This window comes from Thalassorhabdus alkalitolerans (assembly GCF_042656525.1).
Taxonomy (GTDB): Bacteria; Bacillota; Bacilli; order Bacillales; family Marinococcaceae; genus Thalassorhabdus; species Thalassorhabdus alkalitolerans.
In genome coordinates this window covers 251,691-268,805 of record NZ_JBHSOZ010000003.1, presented here as the reverse complement: position 1 = coordinate 268,805, position 17,115 = coordinate 251,691, and the positions used below count along the sequence as shown (strand labels likewise).

General features: G+C 36.9%; 16 protein-coding genes, 1 tRNA gene and 1 pseudogene. 13 read left to right on the top strand and 5 right to left on the bottom strand.

The features are described from left to right. Window positions 1-104 precede the first annotated feature (104 nt). Together ACFPU1_RS03945 and ACFPU1_RS03940 are read left to right on the top strand one after the other, a co-directional pair. Window positions 105-479 carry a hypothetical protein gene (locus ACFPU1_RS03945; protein ID WP_385938886.1) on the top strand — a complete coding sequence of 125 codons (375 nt, stop codon included), beginning with the start codon at window positions 105-107 and terminating at the stop codon, window positions 477-479. 61 nt (window positions 480-540) lie between these two features. Next, window positions 541-1,755, top strand: coding sequence for an MFS transporter (locus ACFPU1_RS03940; protein ID WP_385938883.1), 1,215 nt, complete (start codon window positions 541-543; stop codon window positions 1,753-1,755). Between the two features lie 82 nt (window positions 1,756-1,837). Here the strand turns inward: ACFPU1_RS03940 and gdhA are convergent, their stop codons facing one another. Continuing rightward, window positions 1,838-3,220: an NADP-specific glutamate dehydrogenase gene (gene gdhA, locus ACFPU1_RS03935; RefSeq protein ID WP_385938880.1), complete on the bottom strand. Its 1,383-nt coding sequence runs from the start codon at window positions 3,218-3,220 to the stop codon at window positions 1,838-1,840. An 833-nt stretch (window positions 3,221-4,053) separates the two neighbouring features. Then, window positions 4,054-5,055 carry a tRNA dihydrouridine synthase gene (locus ACFPU1_RS03930; RefSeq protein ID WP_385940447.1) on the bottom strand — a complete coding sequence of 334 codons (1,002 nt, stop codon included), beginning with the start codon at window positions 5,053-5,055 and terminating at the stop codon, window positions 4,054-4,056. Between the two features lie 225 nt (window positions 5,056-5,280). On the opposite strand from ACFPU1_RS03930, the gene ACFPU1_RS03925 reads away from it, so the two are divergent. The 6 genes and pseudogenes from ACFPU1_RS03925 to ACFPU1_RS03900 all read left to right on the top strand — a co-directional run bounded on the left by ACFPU1_RS03925 (window position 5,281) and on the right by ACFPU1_RS03900 (window position 9,803). Then, a complete protein-coding gene (locus ACFPU1_RS03925) occupies window positions 5,281-5,631 on the top strand; it encodes a class I SAM-dependent methyltransferase (protein WP_385938877.1) in 351 nt (116 codons plus the stop codon). Window positions 5,632-5,887: 256 nt separating this feature from the next. Then, window positions 5,888-6,313: an SRPBCC family protein gene (locus ACFPU1_RS03920; RefSeq protein ID WP_385938874.1), complete on the top strand. Its 426-nt coding sequence runs from the start codon at window positions 5,888-5,890 to the stop codon at window positions 6,311-6,313. After that, window positions 6,314-6,424: pseudogene (locus ACFPU1_RS03915) on the top strand (ArsR family transcriptional regulator); the annotation flags it as partial. It lies immediately after the preceding gene. Between the two features lie 345 nt (window positions 6,425-6,769). Beyond that, window positions 6,770-7,246 (top strand): SRPBCC family protein, encoded by a 477-nt coding sequence (locus ACFPU1_RS03910; RefSeq protein ID WP_385938871.1) that lies wholly within the window; start codon window positions 6,770-6,772, stop codon window positions 7,244-7,246. 296 nt (window positions 7,247-7,542) lie between these two features. Beyond that, window positions 7,543-8,163 (top strand): RsiV family protein, encoded by a 621-nt coding sequence (locus ACFPU1_RS03905; RefSeq protein ID WP_385938869.1) that lies wholly within the window; start codon window positions 7,543-7,545, stop codon window positions 8,161-8,163. Window positions 8,164-8,669: 506 nt separating this feature from the next. Next, window positions 8,670-9,803: a D-alanyl-D-alanine carboxypeptidase family protein gene (locus ACFPU1_RS03900; protein ID WP_385938866.1), complete on the top strand. Its 1,134-nt coding sequence runs from the start codon at window positions 8,670-8,672 to the stop codon at window positions 9,801-9,803. A 187-nt stretch (window positions 9,804-9,990) separates the two neighbouring features. Here ACFPU1_RS03900 and ACFPU1_RS03895 read toward each other — a convergent pair whose 3' ends face one another. Then, window positions 9,991-10,203, bottom strand: coding sequence for a hypothetical protein (locus ACFPU1_RS03895; protein WP_054637443.1), 213 nt, complete (start codon window positions 10,201-10,203; stop codon window positions 9,991-9,993). Window positions 10,204-10,548: 345 nt separating this feature from the next. Between ACFPU1_RS03895 and ACFPU1_RS03890 the strand changes: the two genes are divergently transcribed. From ACFPU1_RS03890 to ACFPU1_RS03880, 3 genes are all read left to right on the top strand, one after another. Then, the gene (locus ACFPU1_RS03890) at window positions 10,549-11,121 is read left to right on the top strand and encodes a TetR/AcrR family transcriptional regulator (RefSeq protein WP_385938863.1); all 573 of its coding nucleotides are present in this window, start codon (window positions 10,549-10,551) and stop codon (window positions 11,119-11,121) included. A 451-nt stretch (window positions 11,122-11,572) separates the two neighbouring features. Then, complete coding sequence (locus ACFPU1_RS03885; RefSeq protein WP_385938860.1) at window positions 11,573-12,085, top strand: rhomboid family intramembrane serine protease; 513 nt, start codon at window positions 11,573-11,575, stop codon at window positions 12,083-12,085. Between the two features lie 42 nt (window positions 12,086-12,127). Continuing rightward, on the top strand, window positions 12,128-13,075 hold the full coding sequence (locus ACFPU1_RS03880; protein ID WP_385938857.1) for an SDR family NAD(P)-dependent oxidoreductase: 948 nt from the start codon (window positions 12,128-12,130) through the stop codon (window positions 13,073-13,075). A gap of 339 nt (window positions 13,076-13,414) precedes the next feature. On the opposite strand, the gene ACFPU1_RS03875 is transcribed toward ACFPU1_RS03880, so the two are convergent. Beyond that, the gene (locus ACFPU1_RS03875) at window positions 13,415-14,008 is read right to left on the bottom strand and encodes a TetR/AcrR family transcriptional regulator (protein WP_385938854.1); all 594 of its coding nucleotides are present in this window, start codon (window positions 14,006-14,008) and stop codon (window positions 13,415-13,417) included. 200 nt (window positions 14,009-14,208) lie between these two features. Here ACFPU1_RS03875 and ACFPU1_RS03870 point away from each other — a divergent pair, with 200 nt between their 5' ends. Beyond that, entirely contained in the window at window positions 14,209-15,330 is a 1,122-nt protein-coding gene (locus ACFPU1_RS03870) for an FAD-dependent monooxygenase (protein ID WP_385938851.1), read from the top strand. 619 nt (window positions 15,331-15,949) lie between these two features. Then, complete coding sequence (locus ACFPU1_RS03865; RefSeq protein WP_385938848.1) at window positions 15,950-16,729, top strand: Ltp family lipoprotein; 780 nt, start codon at window positions 15,950-15,952, stop codon at window positions 16,727-16,729. A gap of 229 nt (window positions 16,730-16,958) precedes the next feature. Here the strand turns inward: ACFPU1_RS03865 and ACFPU1_RS03860 are convergent. Beyond that, window positions 16,959-17,055, bottom strand: a tRNA-Sec gene (locus tag ACFPU1_RS03860). Between the last annotated feature and the right edge of the window lie 60 nt (window positions 17,056-17,115).

The window sequence follows — 17,115 nt, the reverse complement described above, 5'->3', positions numbered from 1 at the left end:
TTTGTGCTAAAATTTAGAGAACCCTAGTGATTGCCTAGGGTTTTCTTTATTACCACTACCTGTAACATAATAATACTTGTCATATCAAATTAGGAGGACTTACTTTGAAGGTGACATACTTAATTGTTTCTTTCATAGCAATTAATGGTCTTTTAATAGGATGCAGTGACCAAAGGTCGGTAGAGTTTGTAGGGGAAGGGAATAACTGGGATGTTAAATACACTGCTCACATTCAGGAAGAAAATCAGGAAGATATTGATTACATAATAAGATGTATTGGTTCTAATGCTCCTCCCGATACTATTAATTACAAAATTGATAGTTTAGAAGTAACTGGTGCTGCCTTAAACGAAAATGCTTATGTAGAGCATACTAATAATAGTTGTAGTGGTTGTACTATTACTAACAAGAATGATGAATTAGAAGTAACCATTAAGTGGGAAGAAGAATCGGAGTCTTTTTATCTAACAAGCAATTAATAAACTCGTTAAAATAAAATTTTTTTATCAATTTAATGTTTAAAGTTAAGAGGTTATACACATGGAAACATCAAATCCAAAGTTATGGAGTAAAGATTTTATCCTCATGTCATTGATCACTTTTTTCATTGCACTCACTTATTTTTTAACGATAACAACTATAGCTGGGTACGCAATGGAGGGTTTTAATGCCACTGAAGGAATAGCTGGACTTGCCGCAAGTGTTTTTGTTATTGGTGTTCTTATTTTTCGTATCCTGACAGGAAAATACATTGATATCATCGGCAGGAAAAAGCTGCTTTTTATCGCATTAATTTTAGCCTTTTTTTGTACACTCCTTTACTTTCTCGCGGGGCACTTAAATCTTTTACTATTCATTCGCTTTCTGCATGGGGCACTCGTTGGCATCGTGCTGACCGTGATGCAAATCGCGGTAATCGATATTATCCCTGTTAAACGCCAAGGGGAGGGAATTAGTTATTATACGTTAAGTTTTATTTTAGCAACAGCTATTGGACCTTTTCTGGGCCTTCTAATGATTCAGTTAGCAAGTATTAACATGATTTTTATCACTTGTACGATTTTGACGGGGATTGGTATTTTGTTAACCTTGTTTACCACATTACCTAAAGTAGTGATCAAAAAAGAACAACTCGAAGAATTAAAAGGGTTTCATTTTAGTCAGTTCTTTGAAAAAAAAGCAATATCTATGTCCTTACTAATGACTGTTTTAGCTTTATGCTTCTCTGGTATTATCACGTTCCTTGCTTCTTATTCAATGGAAATTAATTTAACATATGTTGCGAGCTTCTTTTTTATTATCTATTCTGTCTGCATCTTCATTTCCAGACCAATCACTGGCAGAATACTTGATACAAAAGGAGAAAATATTGTAATGTATCCAGCGTTTATTCTTTTTGCGGCTGGCTTTATTGTTCTCGGTCAAGCAAACATAGGTTTCACTTTAATACTAGCCAGTATATTAGCGGGACTTGGATATGGAAACCTTCAATCTTCTATTCAAGCGATCGCAGTTAAAAAAGCCCCGCCGCATCGAGCGGGCCTTGCAGCTTCCACTTACTTTATCTTTAATGATATAGGAATAGGAATTGGACCGTTTATTCTTGGCTTTTTTATTCCACTTATCGGATACCAAAATTTGTATTTCTCTTTATCCATCATTGTTATTGTTTGTGCATTTGCCTATTATGTTATCCATGGAAAACATGCAGTAAAACTAAAAGACCATCATATCTCTCACCATACTGGAGCATAAATAGATTGTTTGAACCGTTCTTTCCTACCAACTTAAAAAGACACATACATCCTACTCAGTGAGCAGAATGTATGTGTCTTTTTTATATGACTCCTTGAGTAATCATAGCATCAGCAACTTTTTTAAACCCTGCTATGTTTGCTCCAACAACCAGGTTGCCGGCGTCACCATATTTTTCAGAAGCTTCCATTGAAGTACTGTAGATATCTTTCATAATCTCTTTCAATTTAGCGTCTACTTCTTCAAATGTCCAGGAAATACGGCCGCTGTTTTGAGCCATCTCTAATGCAGAAACGGCTACTCCTCCGGCATTAACTGCTTTTGCTGGGCCAAATAATACATTATTATTTAGAAATACATCAACCGCTTCAAGGGTAGACGGCATATTTGCTCCTTCACCGACGGCAATTACCCCGTTACTAACCAGAATTTTAGCAGAGGTATCATCTATTTCATTTTGAGTGGCACATGGCAAAGCAATATCACATGGGATCGTCCAAACACCGTTACAGCCTTCATAAAATTCAGCTTGAGGGTTTTCGTTCAAGTATTCATTGATTCTTTTGCTTTCTTGTTCTTTCAGTCTTTTAACGAGATCAAGGTTTATGCCGTTTTTGTCATAAATATAACCGCTTGAATCACTGCACGCGACTACTTTTGCTCCTAATTCTTGAGCTTTTTCCATTGCATAAATAGAAACATTTCCTGATCCGGATACAACTACGGTTTTGTCTTTTAGAGAAAGTCCTTTATCTTTTAGCATTTCATCTACAAAGTAAACCGTCCCGTACCCTGTTGCCTCTTTTCTAGCTAAGCTTCCTCCGTACTCAAAGCCTTTTCCAGTTAGGACACCTGCCTCGTATGCACCACGAAGCTTCTTATACTGACCAAACATATAGCCGATTTCACGAGCACCTACACCAATATCTCCGGCAGGAACATCGGTATCTGGTCCAATATGCTTTGATAATTCAGTCATGAAGCTTTGAGTAAATCGCATGATTTCTGTATCGGATTTTCCCTTAGGATCAAAATCCGATCCACCTTTTCCTCCTCCAATGGGCTGGCCAGTCAGGGAGTTCTTAAAGATTTGCTCAAACCCCAGAAATTTAATAATACTTGCAGAGACGGAAGGGTGGAAGCGGAGTCCGCCTTTATACGGTCCAAGCGCACTGTTAAACTGGACGCGAAATCCACGATTAACCTTTACGTTACCTTCATCATCCATCCATGGAACACTAAAAGTAATCATTCTTTCGGGTTCAATCATACGCTCGAGTACATTGTTTTTCCGGTAGACAGGATTCTCTGCTAAAAAAGGAACGAGCGAGTCAAAAATTTCCTTCACGGCCTGGTGAAATTCTTGCTCATTTGGATTTCGTCTTCTCATTATTTCAAAAACATCATCTACATACTGCTTTGTGATTTCTAACTCATCTTGTTTTACTGCTTGAAAAGTAGTCAATCGTAACGCCCCTTTGAACACATAAATATTTTAGTGAGATTTTCTGACGTGTAATTATGTCATCCCATATATTAATCGTAAGAAAATTTAACAACCTATTTATAATCTTATGTTTAAAAAGATAAGGGAACAATATTCAAATTAGATTAATTACATGCCGAAAGGGCATGAATGGTGAGCTGGATTAGCAATAAGTCATGCAGTCCCCTCCAAAACATACATTGTTTGCACCTTAGAAACTGTTACCACAGGCATTCTCAACCTATCCTAAAGCTTTTTTTGAATCTCCTCAATGTGCTAAACAAGATCAAATTCAAGCAATAAGAAGGAAATAAAGAAGAGATTAACTTTGATAAAAGTAGGGGGAATGGAGTTATACTCCCTTTTTGTGGTAGTAACGTTAAATGGATCGTCACAGAACTTAAAATAACATTCCGGAAATTATTGCAATTCGTTTTATGGAAGAATTTCTCACATGAACCTTGGAATATTTGTGGTTAGGGGAAAAAAATGCTTTGAGAGAGAGTCTTTTTAACACTGTCTAGCGGAGACTTAACTTATGTAAATTATGCAGAAGAAGATACAAGTTCGGCCATACAGGCGGCTGAAAGTGATGAGATTGATTAGGTCTTAGAATTAAAATTCAATATGTAAGATTAAAGTATGAACACTCTACAACTAAATGAGAGTTGAAGTTGACTCCTAACTGGATTATTTATCCTATTTTACCGCGTCATTTTGAAACATTAGATTGGCAGTGGAATCAAGTTGCCTTCCCGTATTAAGATAATAAAAGAGAGGAAAGCACTAGCTCTCCTCTCTCTTTTGTCTATTTAAGAAACAGAAAATCCTTTCTGCTCTTTCACTCCATCTTTCTCTTTATTAAATTCCTCAAGTATGGCGCGCACTTCATCGGTAGAGTTCGTCTCCATCAACCGATTTCTCAACTCGCTCGCACCTCTGAAACCACGAACATAAATCTTGAAGAAGCGGCGGAGTGGTTTGAAAATCCGTGGTTCGAGTTCTTCGGAATATTTATCATGAAGATCGAGCTGCAGCCTCAAGAGATCGAGTAGTTCTTCACTAGTATGCTCTCTTTTCTCTGTTTCAAAGGCAAATGGGTTGTGGAAGATACCCCGTCCGATCATAACACCATCAACACCGTATTTTTCAACGAGTTCTAATCCCTTTTGTCGGTCAGGGATATCTCCATTGATCGTTAGTAACGTATCCGGAGCTACTTTATCACGAAGCTGCTTGATCTCGGGAATCAACTCCCAATGGGCATCAACATTACTCATTTCCTTTTTCGTGCGGAGGTGGATGGACAGATTGGTAATGTCCTGCTCCAAGATATGCTTCAGCCAGTCGTGCCATTCATCAACTTCCGTATACCCAAGACGGGTCTTTACACTGACGGGGAGTCCGCCTGCTTTTGCAGCTTGGATAATTTCTGCTGCCAGCTCTGGGCGCCGGATCAGTCCACAACCTTTCCCTTTCGTCGCAACATTTTGTGCCGGGCACCCCATATTGATATCTACGCCACGAAAGTTCATTTCAGCCATTCTGATACTCATTTCTCGGAACTTTTCAGGCTTGTCTCCCCAAATGTGAGCAACAATTGGCTGTTCGTCTTCGGTGAACGTCAGACGCCCTCGCACACTGTCAATCCCATCCGGGTGGCAGAAGCTTTCTGTGTTTGTAAACTCCGTAAAAAACACGTCAGGCCTAGCGGCTTCACTGACAACATGACGGAACACGACGTCCGTCACCGCTTCCATCGGCGCTAATACAAAAAATGGACGAGGCAACTCATGCCAAAAATTTTCTTTCATCATCTATCCGAACCCTTTCTCAAAGGAAACTGTGTTCCTGAAAATAAAAGTTGAAAATATTGAGCTTATTCATTACTAATGACAGTCCTTCACTGTATATATACTTTAATAGCATCAATCAAAAAGTTCAAGTGTATAACTCATCCATAACTTTATTAAAGCTATCCCTCTAAGATAGCTGCACAGTACAACGATACTGGCAATTACAATCATTAAGAGACAGGTATGCTTAGAGTAATCGTCATTCTTCAGGAACAGGTGACAAATATTGTCCCAGTGCAGGGGAGTATGGAGGCACTTCCTTTAGCAGATGGTTCTATCGATATCATTATTGCTTCTCTGGTCCTGCATGAAATTCAGCCCCTCTCAGTGCTATTACAGCAAATGAAAAATGTACTGAAAAAAGAAGGCTATCTAATCTGTCTAGAACTTGAACCAAAGATAAGTTCCGGGAAAGTGCCGAGAATTACCTTGGAAGGAATGGAGCGTGAAATGAACGAAGCAGGATTCAAAGTAATTGGGAAATTCTTCCCGGCAGAATCTCTATACATGCTAGTTGCGCAGAAGACGGAGTAAGCAATTATTTTTTCGTCTAATTAAGGATATTAGGTATCTCTAAAGTATGTAATTAATTCTCATATAAAACACAAATGATTTTTTACTGAACAGTACAACAATACTGGTAAGATAAAAAAATCATAGAGATGATCACTTTTATGGGTGGTCTTCTTTTGTATTTGACGGATACTGTGCAACAATAAAGGAAATATAAAAAGAACGTAATGTAGACATGAAACCAAATGGTTTAATTTAATTTATGTTAAATGGGGTAATGAAAATGGAAACACTACACGATATTAAGCAAACAGTAGTATTTGAAGCGCCTATACAAAAAGTTTGGGATATGGTATCAACTTCCGAAGGGATTGAATCATGGTTTATGCCAAATGATTTTGAACCTAAAGTTGGACATGAGTTCCATGTACAATCCCCTTTTGGTCCATCTCCATGTAAAGTTTTAGAAGTGGATGAACCGAACAAAATTTCGTTTTCATGGGACACAGATGGTTGGGTCGTTTCTTTTCTACTTAAAGACTTGGGTGAAAAAACGGAATTTACACTTATACATGCTGGTTGGAAAACTCCAGATACTGTCCTTCCAAAAGCAAACGAGAAAAGTTCTGTTATTCGTGAAAGAATGGATAATGGTTGGGATGGGATTGTTAATGAAGGACTTCGAAAGGTTGTTGAAGGATAAGTGACAGCAGTAAAGCATGATGTCTTTCAAGCTATTGCTGATCCAACTAGAAGAGAGGTTCTCCGCTTGCTTGCCAAGAAGGAATTAGCAATCTCGGAAATAACTTCATATTTGGAATAATAAGATGTCAATCCTTAAACATGTAGTTGAAAATAATAATGAAAATTGTTTTAAAGATACAGAAGCGGACCGTGAATAATGGTAGTTACAATGGCAAGTGGTGTCTCAAATTCGATTTTTACTTTTTAGACATCACTTCTGGATTGGAGCGTAGCAGCTGCCCCGCTTATAGGCGATGACATAAGTGGATTTTTAAAACATAGGCGATCGGAGAGCGAAGCAGTTGCGTATCTCTCTAGGACTTTTTAAGCCCCTAGTGTTATGATTATTAAATTTTATATAGTTTACCATTGACAAACGTGGAATATTAACATTAGAAAAAAGGAGGTAACATATATGAGTAACTATGGCAGTCTCCATGAAAAAGAAGGAAGGCCCGTTTTGGTTTTTGAACGCAAATATTCAGTTAGTCCTGAAAAAGTATTTCGTTTTATAACGAATCCAGAGTACCTCACACAGTGGTATCCATTTGCAACTGGGGATATGGATCTTAGGATTGGTGGAAAGATAAAGTTCGATGACGGTGAAGGTTCAATTTATGAGGGGGTTATTACCGAACTAAATCCTCCATATTCTTTTTGTTTTCGGGAAGTTGATGATTTGTTAGAGATAAGCCTACATGAAGATGATCAAGGGTGCGCCTTGACGTTTAGACATACGTTTGATGATCGAACGATGGCGTTATATATAGCTGCAGGATGGCATAGGTGCTTGGATGTCCTTGGTCAATTAATTCACGGTCGTACAATAATATGGGAAAATAATGCACTTGAATTACGTGAATACTACAAAAAAAGTTTGTATAAAAATTAAGGTTACTTAGTTATCTTACATATATGTTAGTCGAATATTTGCGATATTGTTAGGACAGACTTTTTAAAAAGTGTAGTAGGATTAAGAATAGATATTTCTAAAAATAGTACAAAAAAGTAGCGAACTCCTGGTTTTAAAAGGGAACGGTGCATACATATTTCTGAAGAAAATATAAAAATAAGAAGCGTTTCATGAGCTTTTAAAAACAAATTTACTACATAGTAAATAAGGAAAGGAAATATCTTCTCTTGTCCCTGAATACCTTTAAAGGAATTCATGTACAATGAGGTGATTTGATGAATTCCTTTCCTGTTCCTCCTATAGTGGTCACCGTATCCTGGAAGTTTCCCTTGTCTGTGATTTATTTTCCTCAATTGTTTGGCGTGCCTTCATTCATTACCCAACAAACAATAAACCGAAAGATTACGAGCAAAGTAGCAGAGCTTCTTCATAGCTTCGCTGAACTAGGTTACCTTCATTGGGGAAAAACGTCGGTAAATGGCTACTTTGAAATAAAAAACCTGCAGAGAAATGTTTTGAGTCTTACTCTTGGTAGTGAAGCCATGATGCCTGGTATGGCACATCCTGCAAGTGCATTTTCTTCTCTCAGTTTTGATTTACAGACGGGAGAAGAATACGAACTGAGGGATTTGTTTGTACCAGGGAGTCCGTACACTGAACGGCTATCCTTGTTAGTTAATGAGCAGATAGAAGAGCTTCAAATACCGGTCTTTGAAACTCCTGTTACAGTAAGTAAAAACCAGGACTTTTATATCGCAGATAAATCTCTTGTCATCTTTTTTCAGAGGTATTCGATCAGTCCTGGCTATGCAGGTTATCCAATGTTTCCCATTCCTATTTATAAGCTTGACGATATCATAAATGAAGAAGGTCCTTTAGCAAGGATGAGAGGATAGAAGCAAAAGTATTGATACGAAAGTTTCTGGAAATAATACATTAGTAATACTAGATAATAGTAATAAGTGATGGCTGCTTCCTTTCGCGGGAAGCAGCTATTTACGTTTAGTAGACAAAACGGGTTGCGGGGTGACGCTCTTATACCCGGGTGGAAGAGCGTAAGTAAAAACATTATTTGAATCGTGAGTGATTTGAAAAGTTGTTAGTCATGGTTTTTTGCTCTTTTACTTTTTATATAAAAGTGTAAAATGTTATTTGACATGGTTCTGCAAATTTTTTCACGTGGAAAGAATAATTTTAAAGACAAATCAAGTTACATGTACATCCTATTGGTTTTTGTTTCTTCACAATTTTTTCATACTTTTTATTTAGTATTAGGATGATATGGTTTTGTTTTATTGAGCGTTATAGAAAAAATACTCCCGCCTGTAAAACAATTATCTGTATAGGGTCCATCATATTTACTTTTATCTCAAAACAAAAAAGAGAAGGAGACATCACACGCATGTTAGCAAGAATTCTAGTCGGAATCTTATTTTTAATCACACTATCCACTTCTTTATCATTTCAATCCTTCGCTCAGGAAGAGATTACTCTTCAAAGTGAAGCAGCTCTGTTAATGGATGGTAAAACAGGCCAGGTATTATACGAAGAGCAAGGACATAAACAAATGTATCCTGCTTCTATTACAAAAATAGTCACGGGAATCATGGCACTGGAAATGGCAGACCCTGAAGAAACGGTTACCATTAGTAAGGAATCCACTGAGGTGGAAGGAACAAGTGTTTATCTTCTAGAAGACGAGGAGGTTTCCTTGCAGCGATTGGTTCAAGGGTTAATGATTAATTCAGGCAACGACGCGGGTCATGCAATTGCAGAACATATTGCAGACAGTGAAGAAGAATTCTCAGAGAAAATGAATGAGTTTGTAAGGAAAAAGACAAATGTTGAAAACACTAACTTTACAAATCCCCACGGGCTTTTTAATGAAAACCATTATACGACAGCCTATGATATGGCTGAAATCACAAGGTATGCTTTACGAAATGATGATTTTCGAAATATAGTTTCCACGAAAGAAATGGAATGGAACGGTGAAGGATGGGAAACAGACATTTACAACCACAATCGCATGCTTTGGCGATACGACGGAGCGTTTGGCGTGAAGAATGGTTTTGTCCAAATGTCAGGATTTACACTCGTAACAGCTGCCGAAAGAGACGGACATGAACTGATTGCTGTAGTGTTAAAGAGTGGTACGGCTGAGCAAAGTTATCAGGACACAGAAAAGTTACTAAATTATGGGTATGAGGCATACGATCAAGAAACACTTCCTGAAGGTAAAGAATTTTCTTCAGAAGAAGGGACTATCTTTTATGTACCTCGCGAAATGAAATTTTCTATAGAGAAAGGAGCAGAACCAGAGTTCAATGTAGAGGATGAAGAGAAGGGGCTCCTGAAAATAAAAGATGGTAACGATGAGATTTATGAAGTGTATTTGCCAAAGGAGAATAAAGAGTCTCTAAAAAAAGAAAAAGAGGGACTGGAAACTGAATCGGCTGAGAGAGAACTAAAATACAGTGACTGGACAAAGTGGCCCAGTTCCAGCAAAGCAAGGGTAGGCTTAATGAGACCATAAGGACCTGATAAAAATTAAACCAACTATAGAAACACCTCCTCATAAAAAAATTGAGGAGGTGTTTTTATTACTGTACTTGACTAAAAGGAAAGAAGGTGAGAACAAGTGTTGACAGAAACAAACACCCTATGAAAGAAGCCTAGAGAAAAAGGGATCAAACTCTGTTAAAAATTAGATCCAATTGATGCTAATGGCCAATTTTATTCTTATCTTTATACACACGAAAATGCACTGAATAAACACCTTCTTCATCTTCTACTTTGTTAATATTTAACATCGTCACTCTATCCGTGTTTTCGCTTCTTTTCGTTTCTTCGATAAACTGGTCTATTGCTTTGCCATAATCTTCGTCATTCACTTTGATTACGTTTGTTTGATCTTGAAAACTCATAAACCTCATTTTTCTACCTCCTTTTTGGGAAGCTGTATTTACATAAGTGACCTTTTTTCATATTTTATAATAGATTGGCAGAAAAATACATATTAAGCGCTTACATTATTTTAAAAAGAACTTTTTTCCTACATTATTTGTGAAGAACTAGAATATTGTTACCATTAGGTCATGATCTAAGAAGATATTCATTGGTTCGTTTTAGCTTTTCCAGGACTAACGACAGTGCGTACTTCCAGTTCGCCCATGTCTGCCCTTTTGCTAATGTTCTATGCTACATGATAAAATTAATATATAATAACTGATATATATTGGTTGATATTTATAGTTTTTAAATAGGAGAGATGTACTTCCATGCCACCTAAGACGAAATTTACGAAGGAACAAATTATTAATGCAGCATTTGAAATCGCAAAAAGCGAAGGAATTGACAGTATCACGATACGGAAAGTAGCGGATCGTTTAGGGAGTTCGATTGCTCCAATTTATGTAAATTTTAATGATGTTGATGAACTTAAACAGGCCGTAGCAAATAAAGTTGTTCAACTGAGCCAACACATGATATATGAAGAAAATTCAGGGAACACCTTTCGAGATATAGGGGTTGCCAGTCTTCGTTTTGCTCAGGAATATCCAGTTCTGATCAGAGATTTTGTGATGAAACCAAACGATTACTTTCAGAATCATGAGAAAGAAATGGGTAGTGACCTTGTAGAACATATGAAAAAGGATGCAACGCTTGAAGGTTTTACAGATGACGAACTGATGACGATTTTATTTAAAATGAGGGCCTTTCAAATGGGACTTACGATCATGGTAGCCAACGGGCTGCTCCCAAAGGAATTTGATTTGGACAACATGATCAAAATTTCCGACGATGTTGCTGAAGATGTGATGATTGCTACTCGAGTGCGAAAAGAAAAATAATAATTGGAATTGCTTACCCGAACCAAGCTTGAATATCAAGTTTTCTTGGTTCGTTTTTTTAGGTAATGTTATTACACGTATCAAACATTTGAGATGAAAAGGGCACCCAAAAGTGTATAAATTTTGGGTGCCCTCTTTTTTCAATGTTAATATTCAGTGATTTACGTTATGCAATTTTACGTCTAACTTCCAGTTTTCCCTTCACACATAACCCAATTAAATGAAAATAAAAAAGGAAAAAAATTCATAAAAATGTATTTACAAAAACATGATTCGGCATATAAAATAATACATGATATATAACATATGTTATTTTAAATGAAATGTAAGAAGCGGGAAAGAGGGGACCAACAAAGCTATAGATGTAAAGAAAGGAAGAGGAGAGTAGACAATTGGAAATGATCCAAAGGTTGAAAAAGTCGCCTGTTATTTTTTTTTTTCGTTATCGTCGATGATCTTCCTTGTTGCCCGTTTAAGTGACCCAGAACATATACGGTTTTTAGCATTAAATAATGATGAGCTACCAGAAAGATGGTACACAATCCTTACCCATGGTCTTGTACATGTAGAACCTTATCATTTTTTATTAAATACGGCAGTGTTGTTGTTAGTGGGCCCGTGGGTAGAACAATTACTAGGGAAAAACAGGTATTTTATATTGATTGTTTTATGTATTTTGGCAGGCGGATTGTCTATTGTGTTATGGAGAGAAGCTGGTATTGGGTTTAGTGGGGCAGGATTTGGACTACTATTCTATTATTATTTGGCATTCCCGAAGGATAAAGAGTTGTTTTTTCAACTGCCGAATGTTGTATTGCCTATTATTTTATTTGGAGTTTCTGTTATAGCTATTGTCTTTGGTTTGTTTGGTTCTGTTGGTCATATCCCTCATTTAGCAGGTGGAATCGCAGGGACAATATGCTTGTTCTTATTTAGGAGTAAACATGACGATTTGCCTGCATAAGGAAGAACACAAGTATAGGTATAGTCGAGGAGGAATATCAAAATGAAAAACAAGACGGTGATCATTACCGGGGCAAATTCGGGAATTGGGAAGGAAGCTGCGTTACGATTTGCTAAAGAGGGTTACAAGGTTATTATGGGTTGTCGGAACTTGGAAATTAGTCGAAAAGTGCAAAAAGAAATCATAGAAGCAACTACCAATAATCAAGTGGAACTGATGGAACTCGATACATCCTCCTTCGAATCCATTCGTAAGTTTTGCTCAGCCTTTCAAAGTCGCTATGAACAGCTGGACATTCTTATTCATAACGCTGCTTATTTTAACCACGGAGAACCATACCGAGAGAGTGCTGATGGTATTGAGCTCACATTTGCCACCAATGTTTTTGGTCCGTTTCTTATGACACACTTATTATTAGATCAATTGAGAAAGTCTGAAGATCCGAGAATCCTCCATGCAGGAAGCAATATCATTAAGCATTTCTTTGACACAAAACGGAAGATAGATTATTTGGAGGGGAAGCACGAAGAAATCATTAAGTCATTCAGTGTGTATAAAATGTATGCCGAATCGAAAATGGCACTCACTTTATTAACGTTTAAGATGGCTGAGAAGTTTGAACAAGACGGGATCAAAGTCAATGTCTTACAAATTAATGGGGCGAAAATGTCTAAGGAAACGATTCAAAAATTCAAACCAAAGTACAAAATGATCGCCTGGGTACAAAATTTATTTATCCCACCAGCTTCCTATATGGCTGATAAATATTTCAAGATTTGTACAGAGGAAGACTTTAAACGTACAACCGGGAAATTATTCAACGATAAACTGGAAATCATGCAACCGTCACCGAAAGAATTTCCGGGTTTCATCAAGCAAATGAAACAAATTACTGGTACCAGTGTTTATCCTGCTTATGAAGAGAACACAAATGTTAGCGATAAACTATGGGCACTATGTAAAGACAGTAGCCGCTTAAAAATTGGTTAATACTAGACTCAAGGTGATGGATGTTGCACGTAAGTATTAATATATCTTTTACAAAAGCATTTTGAAAAACTTATGGTATCAATGCATCGGCCATTTAGAAAAACATTCCATTGTCTAGGACTAATGCGAATCTCTTAACATTCAGGAAAAGGGTGATGTCCAAATGGACTACAAGGGTGTAGAAAAGGAATACTTTATTGACGCAGGGAAATGTATCCGTCCATTTGGGCTTCTTCAACAGAAGCCCTGGTAACTTTATAAGCCCGAGCAAGGTACTGTTCAGATGACCGTTATCTAAGGTATGGAATTCCACTAAAGGTGAACCGCAATAACAATTTGTCAGGTAGTTCTAATTCCGTTGATAACAGTGTCTATGGCTTTTTTATAAAGAAGCTCTTTAGATTCTTGAGTGTTGAACACTAATAATGCTGTATCGTATAATCCGGAAATTAGGGCTAATAGAATGACACTTATCTCTTCGACATTTAAGTCCTTATTAAACTCTTTGTTACGAATACCTTCTTTGATTATCTCCGAAACGACCTCAAATTCAGGCTTGAACAGTTCTACGACAAAAGATTTTTCTTTCTTTGTTGAGATTATAAATTCTGAAACTGTTTTGATTAATGAATTGTGAAACTCTAAACTGCATAAACGCGCCCATAAGTATAGTTTATCAGTAGCCCTTTCTTCTTCTACCATGAGTTTTTCCCACTCGGTAATAAATTTGTTTAATGCTTGTTTTATACAAAATAAATAAAGCTCTTCCTTATTTTTAAAATGGTAATAAATTGTTCCTTTGCTTAATTGAGTTTCTGTTTTTATATCCGCCATAGATGTAGCGGCGTAGCCTTTTAATTCAAACAGTTTGGTTGCTTTATCCTCAATTAATTTTTTGGTATCTTCACTATTAATTCCAGATGGTCTACTCATAAATCCTCCTACTTACTTCGTAAATTTATTATAAAAAATGTGTCTGTAAATAACATATAAAAGTAATTTTATACGACTTTGAATTTATATCAAGGACCATTATACAAATTAATTGACCGATCGTCCGAATAAGTGATAGTATATTTTCCATAAGCTTATTAATTGTTTTAACCCCGGGTTATAAAAAAGGAGTGTTTCATGTGAAAGAAAAAGTAATCATCATTGGGGCTGGTGTTGGTGGTCTTGCCACTGCTATTTTTTTAAAAAAGGCTGGAATAGAAAGTAGCGTATTTGAAGGTGCTTCGATTGAAAGAGAAAGCGGGGCAGGATTTGTACTCACACCAAATGGCCTGAATGTTCTGGAAACACTGGGTATAAATAATATTGCAGACCATAGTTTTCCCTTGGAATCTGAGACAACATACACTAGTAACTATAAAGAACTGTCCAGCATGACTTTTGCGGGAAATGATTTTTTTAGTAAAACCTTTATTACCATAAGTAGACATAGCCTAATGAAACTACTTTTAGAAAAAGCTGAGGAATATAATATTCCCGTACATTACAATAAAAAGCTGGTTAATTTCGAACAAAACTCTGATAGTATTACAGCTCTCTTCTCTGATGATTCAAAGGAAAAGGGAGAGATCTTAGTTGGGGCGGATGGCATTCATTCAAGAACAAGAGAAATAATATATCCTCAAATTAAACCTATTTATGCTGGTTACTATGGCATTCACGGGCTGGTATCTTCTTCGAATGTAAAGCAAACAATTGATACTAATGCAAGTGTCTATGGTGATTTTGATAATTATTTAGGTACTTTTGTAAGTAAATGTTCACCCACTTCAGAAGCAGATATATTATGGCAATTTGTGGGGAAAGAAGAAAGAAAAATTCCTGCAACAGAATTAGAGTTGGCAGACAATCAGTTTATAAAGGATTGGTTATCAGAAAAAATTAGTGGGTGGGATAATCCATTTAGTGAACTTCTGAACAATACAGAAAGCATTACCTCGAGAAATATCTTTGAGTTGGAAGAACTGCCTCATTGGTATCATGGGCGAGTCACTTTTGTAGGGGATGCCCTTCATGCCACCAATCCAATGCTTGGAATTGGTGCATCATGGGCTTTAGAGGATGGGATGTATTTAGCAAAAATGTTAAAGGAGCATGGATATAGAGATGCCTTTTATTATTTTGAGAATGACCGTAAACCAATAATTGAACCTGTAAGAGAGGCAGCTACTAAAGTACTTGATAAAATATTTGAACTAAGAAACATGACGAACACCATTTATGATAATCGTATTGATTGGTAAAAAATAAAAGTAAACAGCTGAAAAAGAGTATGTACATTCCGGTACATACTCTTCTGTTGTTTTATAGACATCCTGTCCTTAGACAGAGAGTTTTCTCCGAAGTTTGTAGGACCATCATAATAGTTTTAGAAAAGATATCGTTTCCCCATGGAGGTTGTTTTTAAACTGTACATAGAAACTGTTTAAACAAATTTTTAAACTTATATAGCGCATGAGATATGTTTTCTTTCGGAGGTCTATTGGGTTTCTGCTATATTTTTAACTAGATATTCTGGTATTAAGAGTGTAAGTAGAGGACAGTCCCAGCAAGGATATAGAACATAAAAGAAAGTAAACAAAGTGAGAAAAATAGAAGAATCTAATAGGCAAGTAGCTCCTATTATCTTAGCACTTTACTGAGATCATCTTTAATCTGATAAGTAAGAAACCCGGGGGTATATAGGAGACGGGGATGTCTATATACGGTGCTCTAGTGATTTGGGAATATTTGTACTATTTTTGTAACTTTTTACTCATCTTCGTATAATATATTCCATATCTTATAAGGTAATATGTATATTTTGTCACCCCTTTCATGGTAAAATTATCCTGAAATTATAAATGAAATTGGAGGAGAAAAATGACAAAAGAAAAGGATAAGAAACCATTCTATAAGAAGTGGCGGGTGGGGTTGCTTGGTATCATTATTGTATTCGCTGTAGCTTGTGGAGAAGAAGAACCTGAAGCTGCCACTGAAACACAGGCTGAGGAAACTGAAATTGAAGCTACTGAGGAAACTGAAATTACTGAAACTAGTGACGAAAAAGAGGAAGTAAAGGAAGAAGAACCTGAAGCTGCCACTGAAACACAGGCTGAGGAAACTGAAATTGAAGCTACAGAGGAAATTGAAACTACTGAAACTAGTGACGAAAAAGAGGAAGTAAAGGAAGAAGAACCTGTTAAAGAAGAAGAACCTGCTGAACCTGAAATGACTATGGGACAGAAAAATGCTGAAGGTAAAGCTGAAGCTTATCTTAACACAATGGCATTTTCTAAAGAGGGACTTATCGAACAGCTAGAATATGAAGGATTCAGTAATGACGAAGCTGCATTTGCTGTTGAAAACATTGAAATTGATTGGAAAGAACAAGCAGGCCTGAAAGCACAGTCATACCTTAACACAATGGCATTTTCTAAAGAGGGGCTTATCGAACAGCTAGAATATGAAGGATTCAGTAATGACGAAGCTGCATTTGCTGTTGAAAACATTGAAGTTGATTGGAAAGAACAAGCAGGCCTGAAAGCGCAGTCATACCTTGATACTATGGAGTTTTCAAGAAGTAGTCTTATTGACCAGCTTAAATTTGAAGGGTTCACTGACGAACAAGCCAATTACGGTGCTGATCAAGTAGGGTACTAATTATATATAACTAAGGGCTGGCTGTAATGGCTGCCCTTTTTTAAAACCATAAAAGGCTTATCTATAGTTATAGCTGTAATAGCTTAAAACTGGACTGAAAAAAATTGGTAGAAGGCTAAAGACGAAATAACCATGAAGGTTTTGTGAATAGGTCTGCCTAGGTTATAAGCAAAAACCCTCATGAAACCTTGGCAAAGGTATAGTATGTGTAAATCATAAACCTATGTGTTGGCGGGACTGTGTGGGAATCGAACCCACCGGAGACTGCACGAGCCTCCCTGAAGGTTTTGAAGACCTCGGCGTGCACCAGCATCACAACCAGCCCCGTAAAGACCTTTCGGCCACAGATACTTATTTTATTATGTTGGGCGCAGAAAATCAAGGGG

What these genes read in the sequence shown, in the direction of transcription:
- ACFPU1_RS03890 (WP_385938863.1), top strand. Translation starts at nt 10,549, where the DNA reads ATGCCACCTAAGACGAAATTTACGAAGGAACAAATTATTAATGCAGCA.
- ACFPU1_RS03880 (WP_385938857.1), top strand. Translation starts at nt 12,128, where the DNA reads ATGAAAAACAAGACGGTGATCATTACCGGGGCAAATTCGGGAATTGGG.
- ACFPU1_RS03910 (WP_385938871.1), top strand. Translation starts at nt 6,770, where the DNA reads ATGAGTAACTATGGCAGTCTCCATGAAAAAGAAGGAAGGCCCGTTTTG.
- ACFPU1_RS03905 (WP_385938869.1), top strand. Translation starts at nt 7,543, where the DNA reads ATGAATTCCTTTCCTGTTCCTCCTATAGTGGTCACCGTATCCTGGAAG.
- ACFPU1_RS03895 (WP_054637443.1), bottom strand. Translation starts at nt 10,203, where the DNA reads ATGAGGTTTATGAGTTTTCAAGATCAAACAAACGTAATCAAAGTGAAT.
- ACFPU1_RS03885 (WP_385938860.1), top strand. Translation starts at nt 11,573, where the DNA reads ATGATCTTCCTTGTTGCCCGTTTAAGTGACCCAGAACATATACGGTTT.
- ACFPU1_RS03920 (WP_385938874.1), top strand. Translation starts at nt 5,888, where the DNA reads ATGAAAATGGAAACACTACACGATATTAAGCAAACAGTAGTATTTGAA.
- ACFPU1_RS03925 (WP_385938877.1), top strand. Translation starts at nt 5,281, where the DNA reads ATGCTTAGAGTAATCGTCATTCTTCAGGAACAGGTGACAAATATTGTC.
- ACFPU1_RS03940 (WP_385938883.1), top strand. Translation starts at nt 541, where the DNA reads ATGGAAACATCAAATCCAAAGTTATGGAGTAAAGATTTTATCCTCATG.
- ACFPU1_RS03930 (WP_385940447.1), bottom strand. Translation starts at nt 5,055, where the DNA reads ATGAAAGAAAATTTTTGGCATGAGTTGCCTCGTCCATTTTTTGTATTA.
- ACFPU1_RS03865 (WP_385938848.1), top strand. Translation starts at nt 15,950, where the DNA reads ATGACAAAAGAAAAGGATAAGAAACCATTCTATAAGAAGTGGCGGGTG.
- ACFPU1_RS03900 (WP_385938866.1), top strand. Translation starts at nt 8,670, where the DNA reads ATGTTAGCAAGAATTCTAGTCGGAATCTTATTTTTAATCACACTATCC.
- ACFPU1_RS03875 (WP_385938854.1), bottom strand. Translation starts at nt 14,008, where the DNA reads ATGAGTAGACCATCTGGAATTAATAGTGAAGATACCAAAAAATTAATT.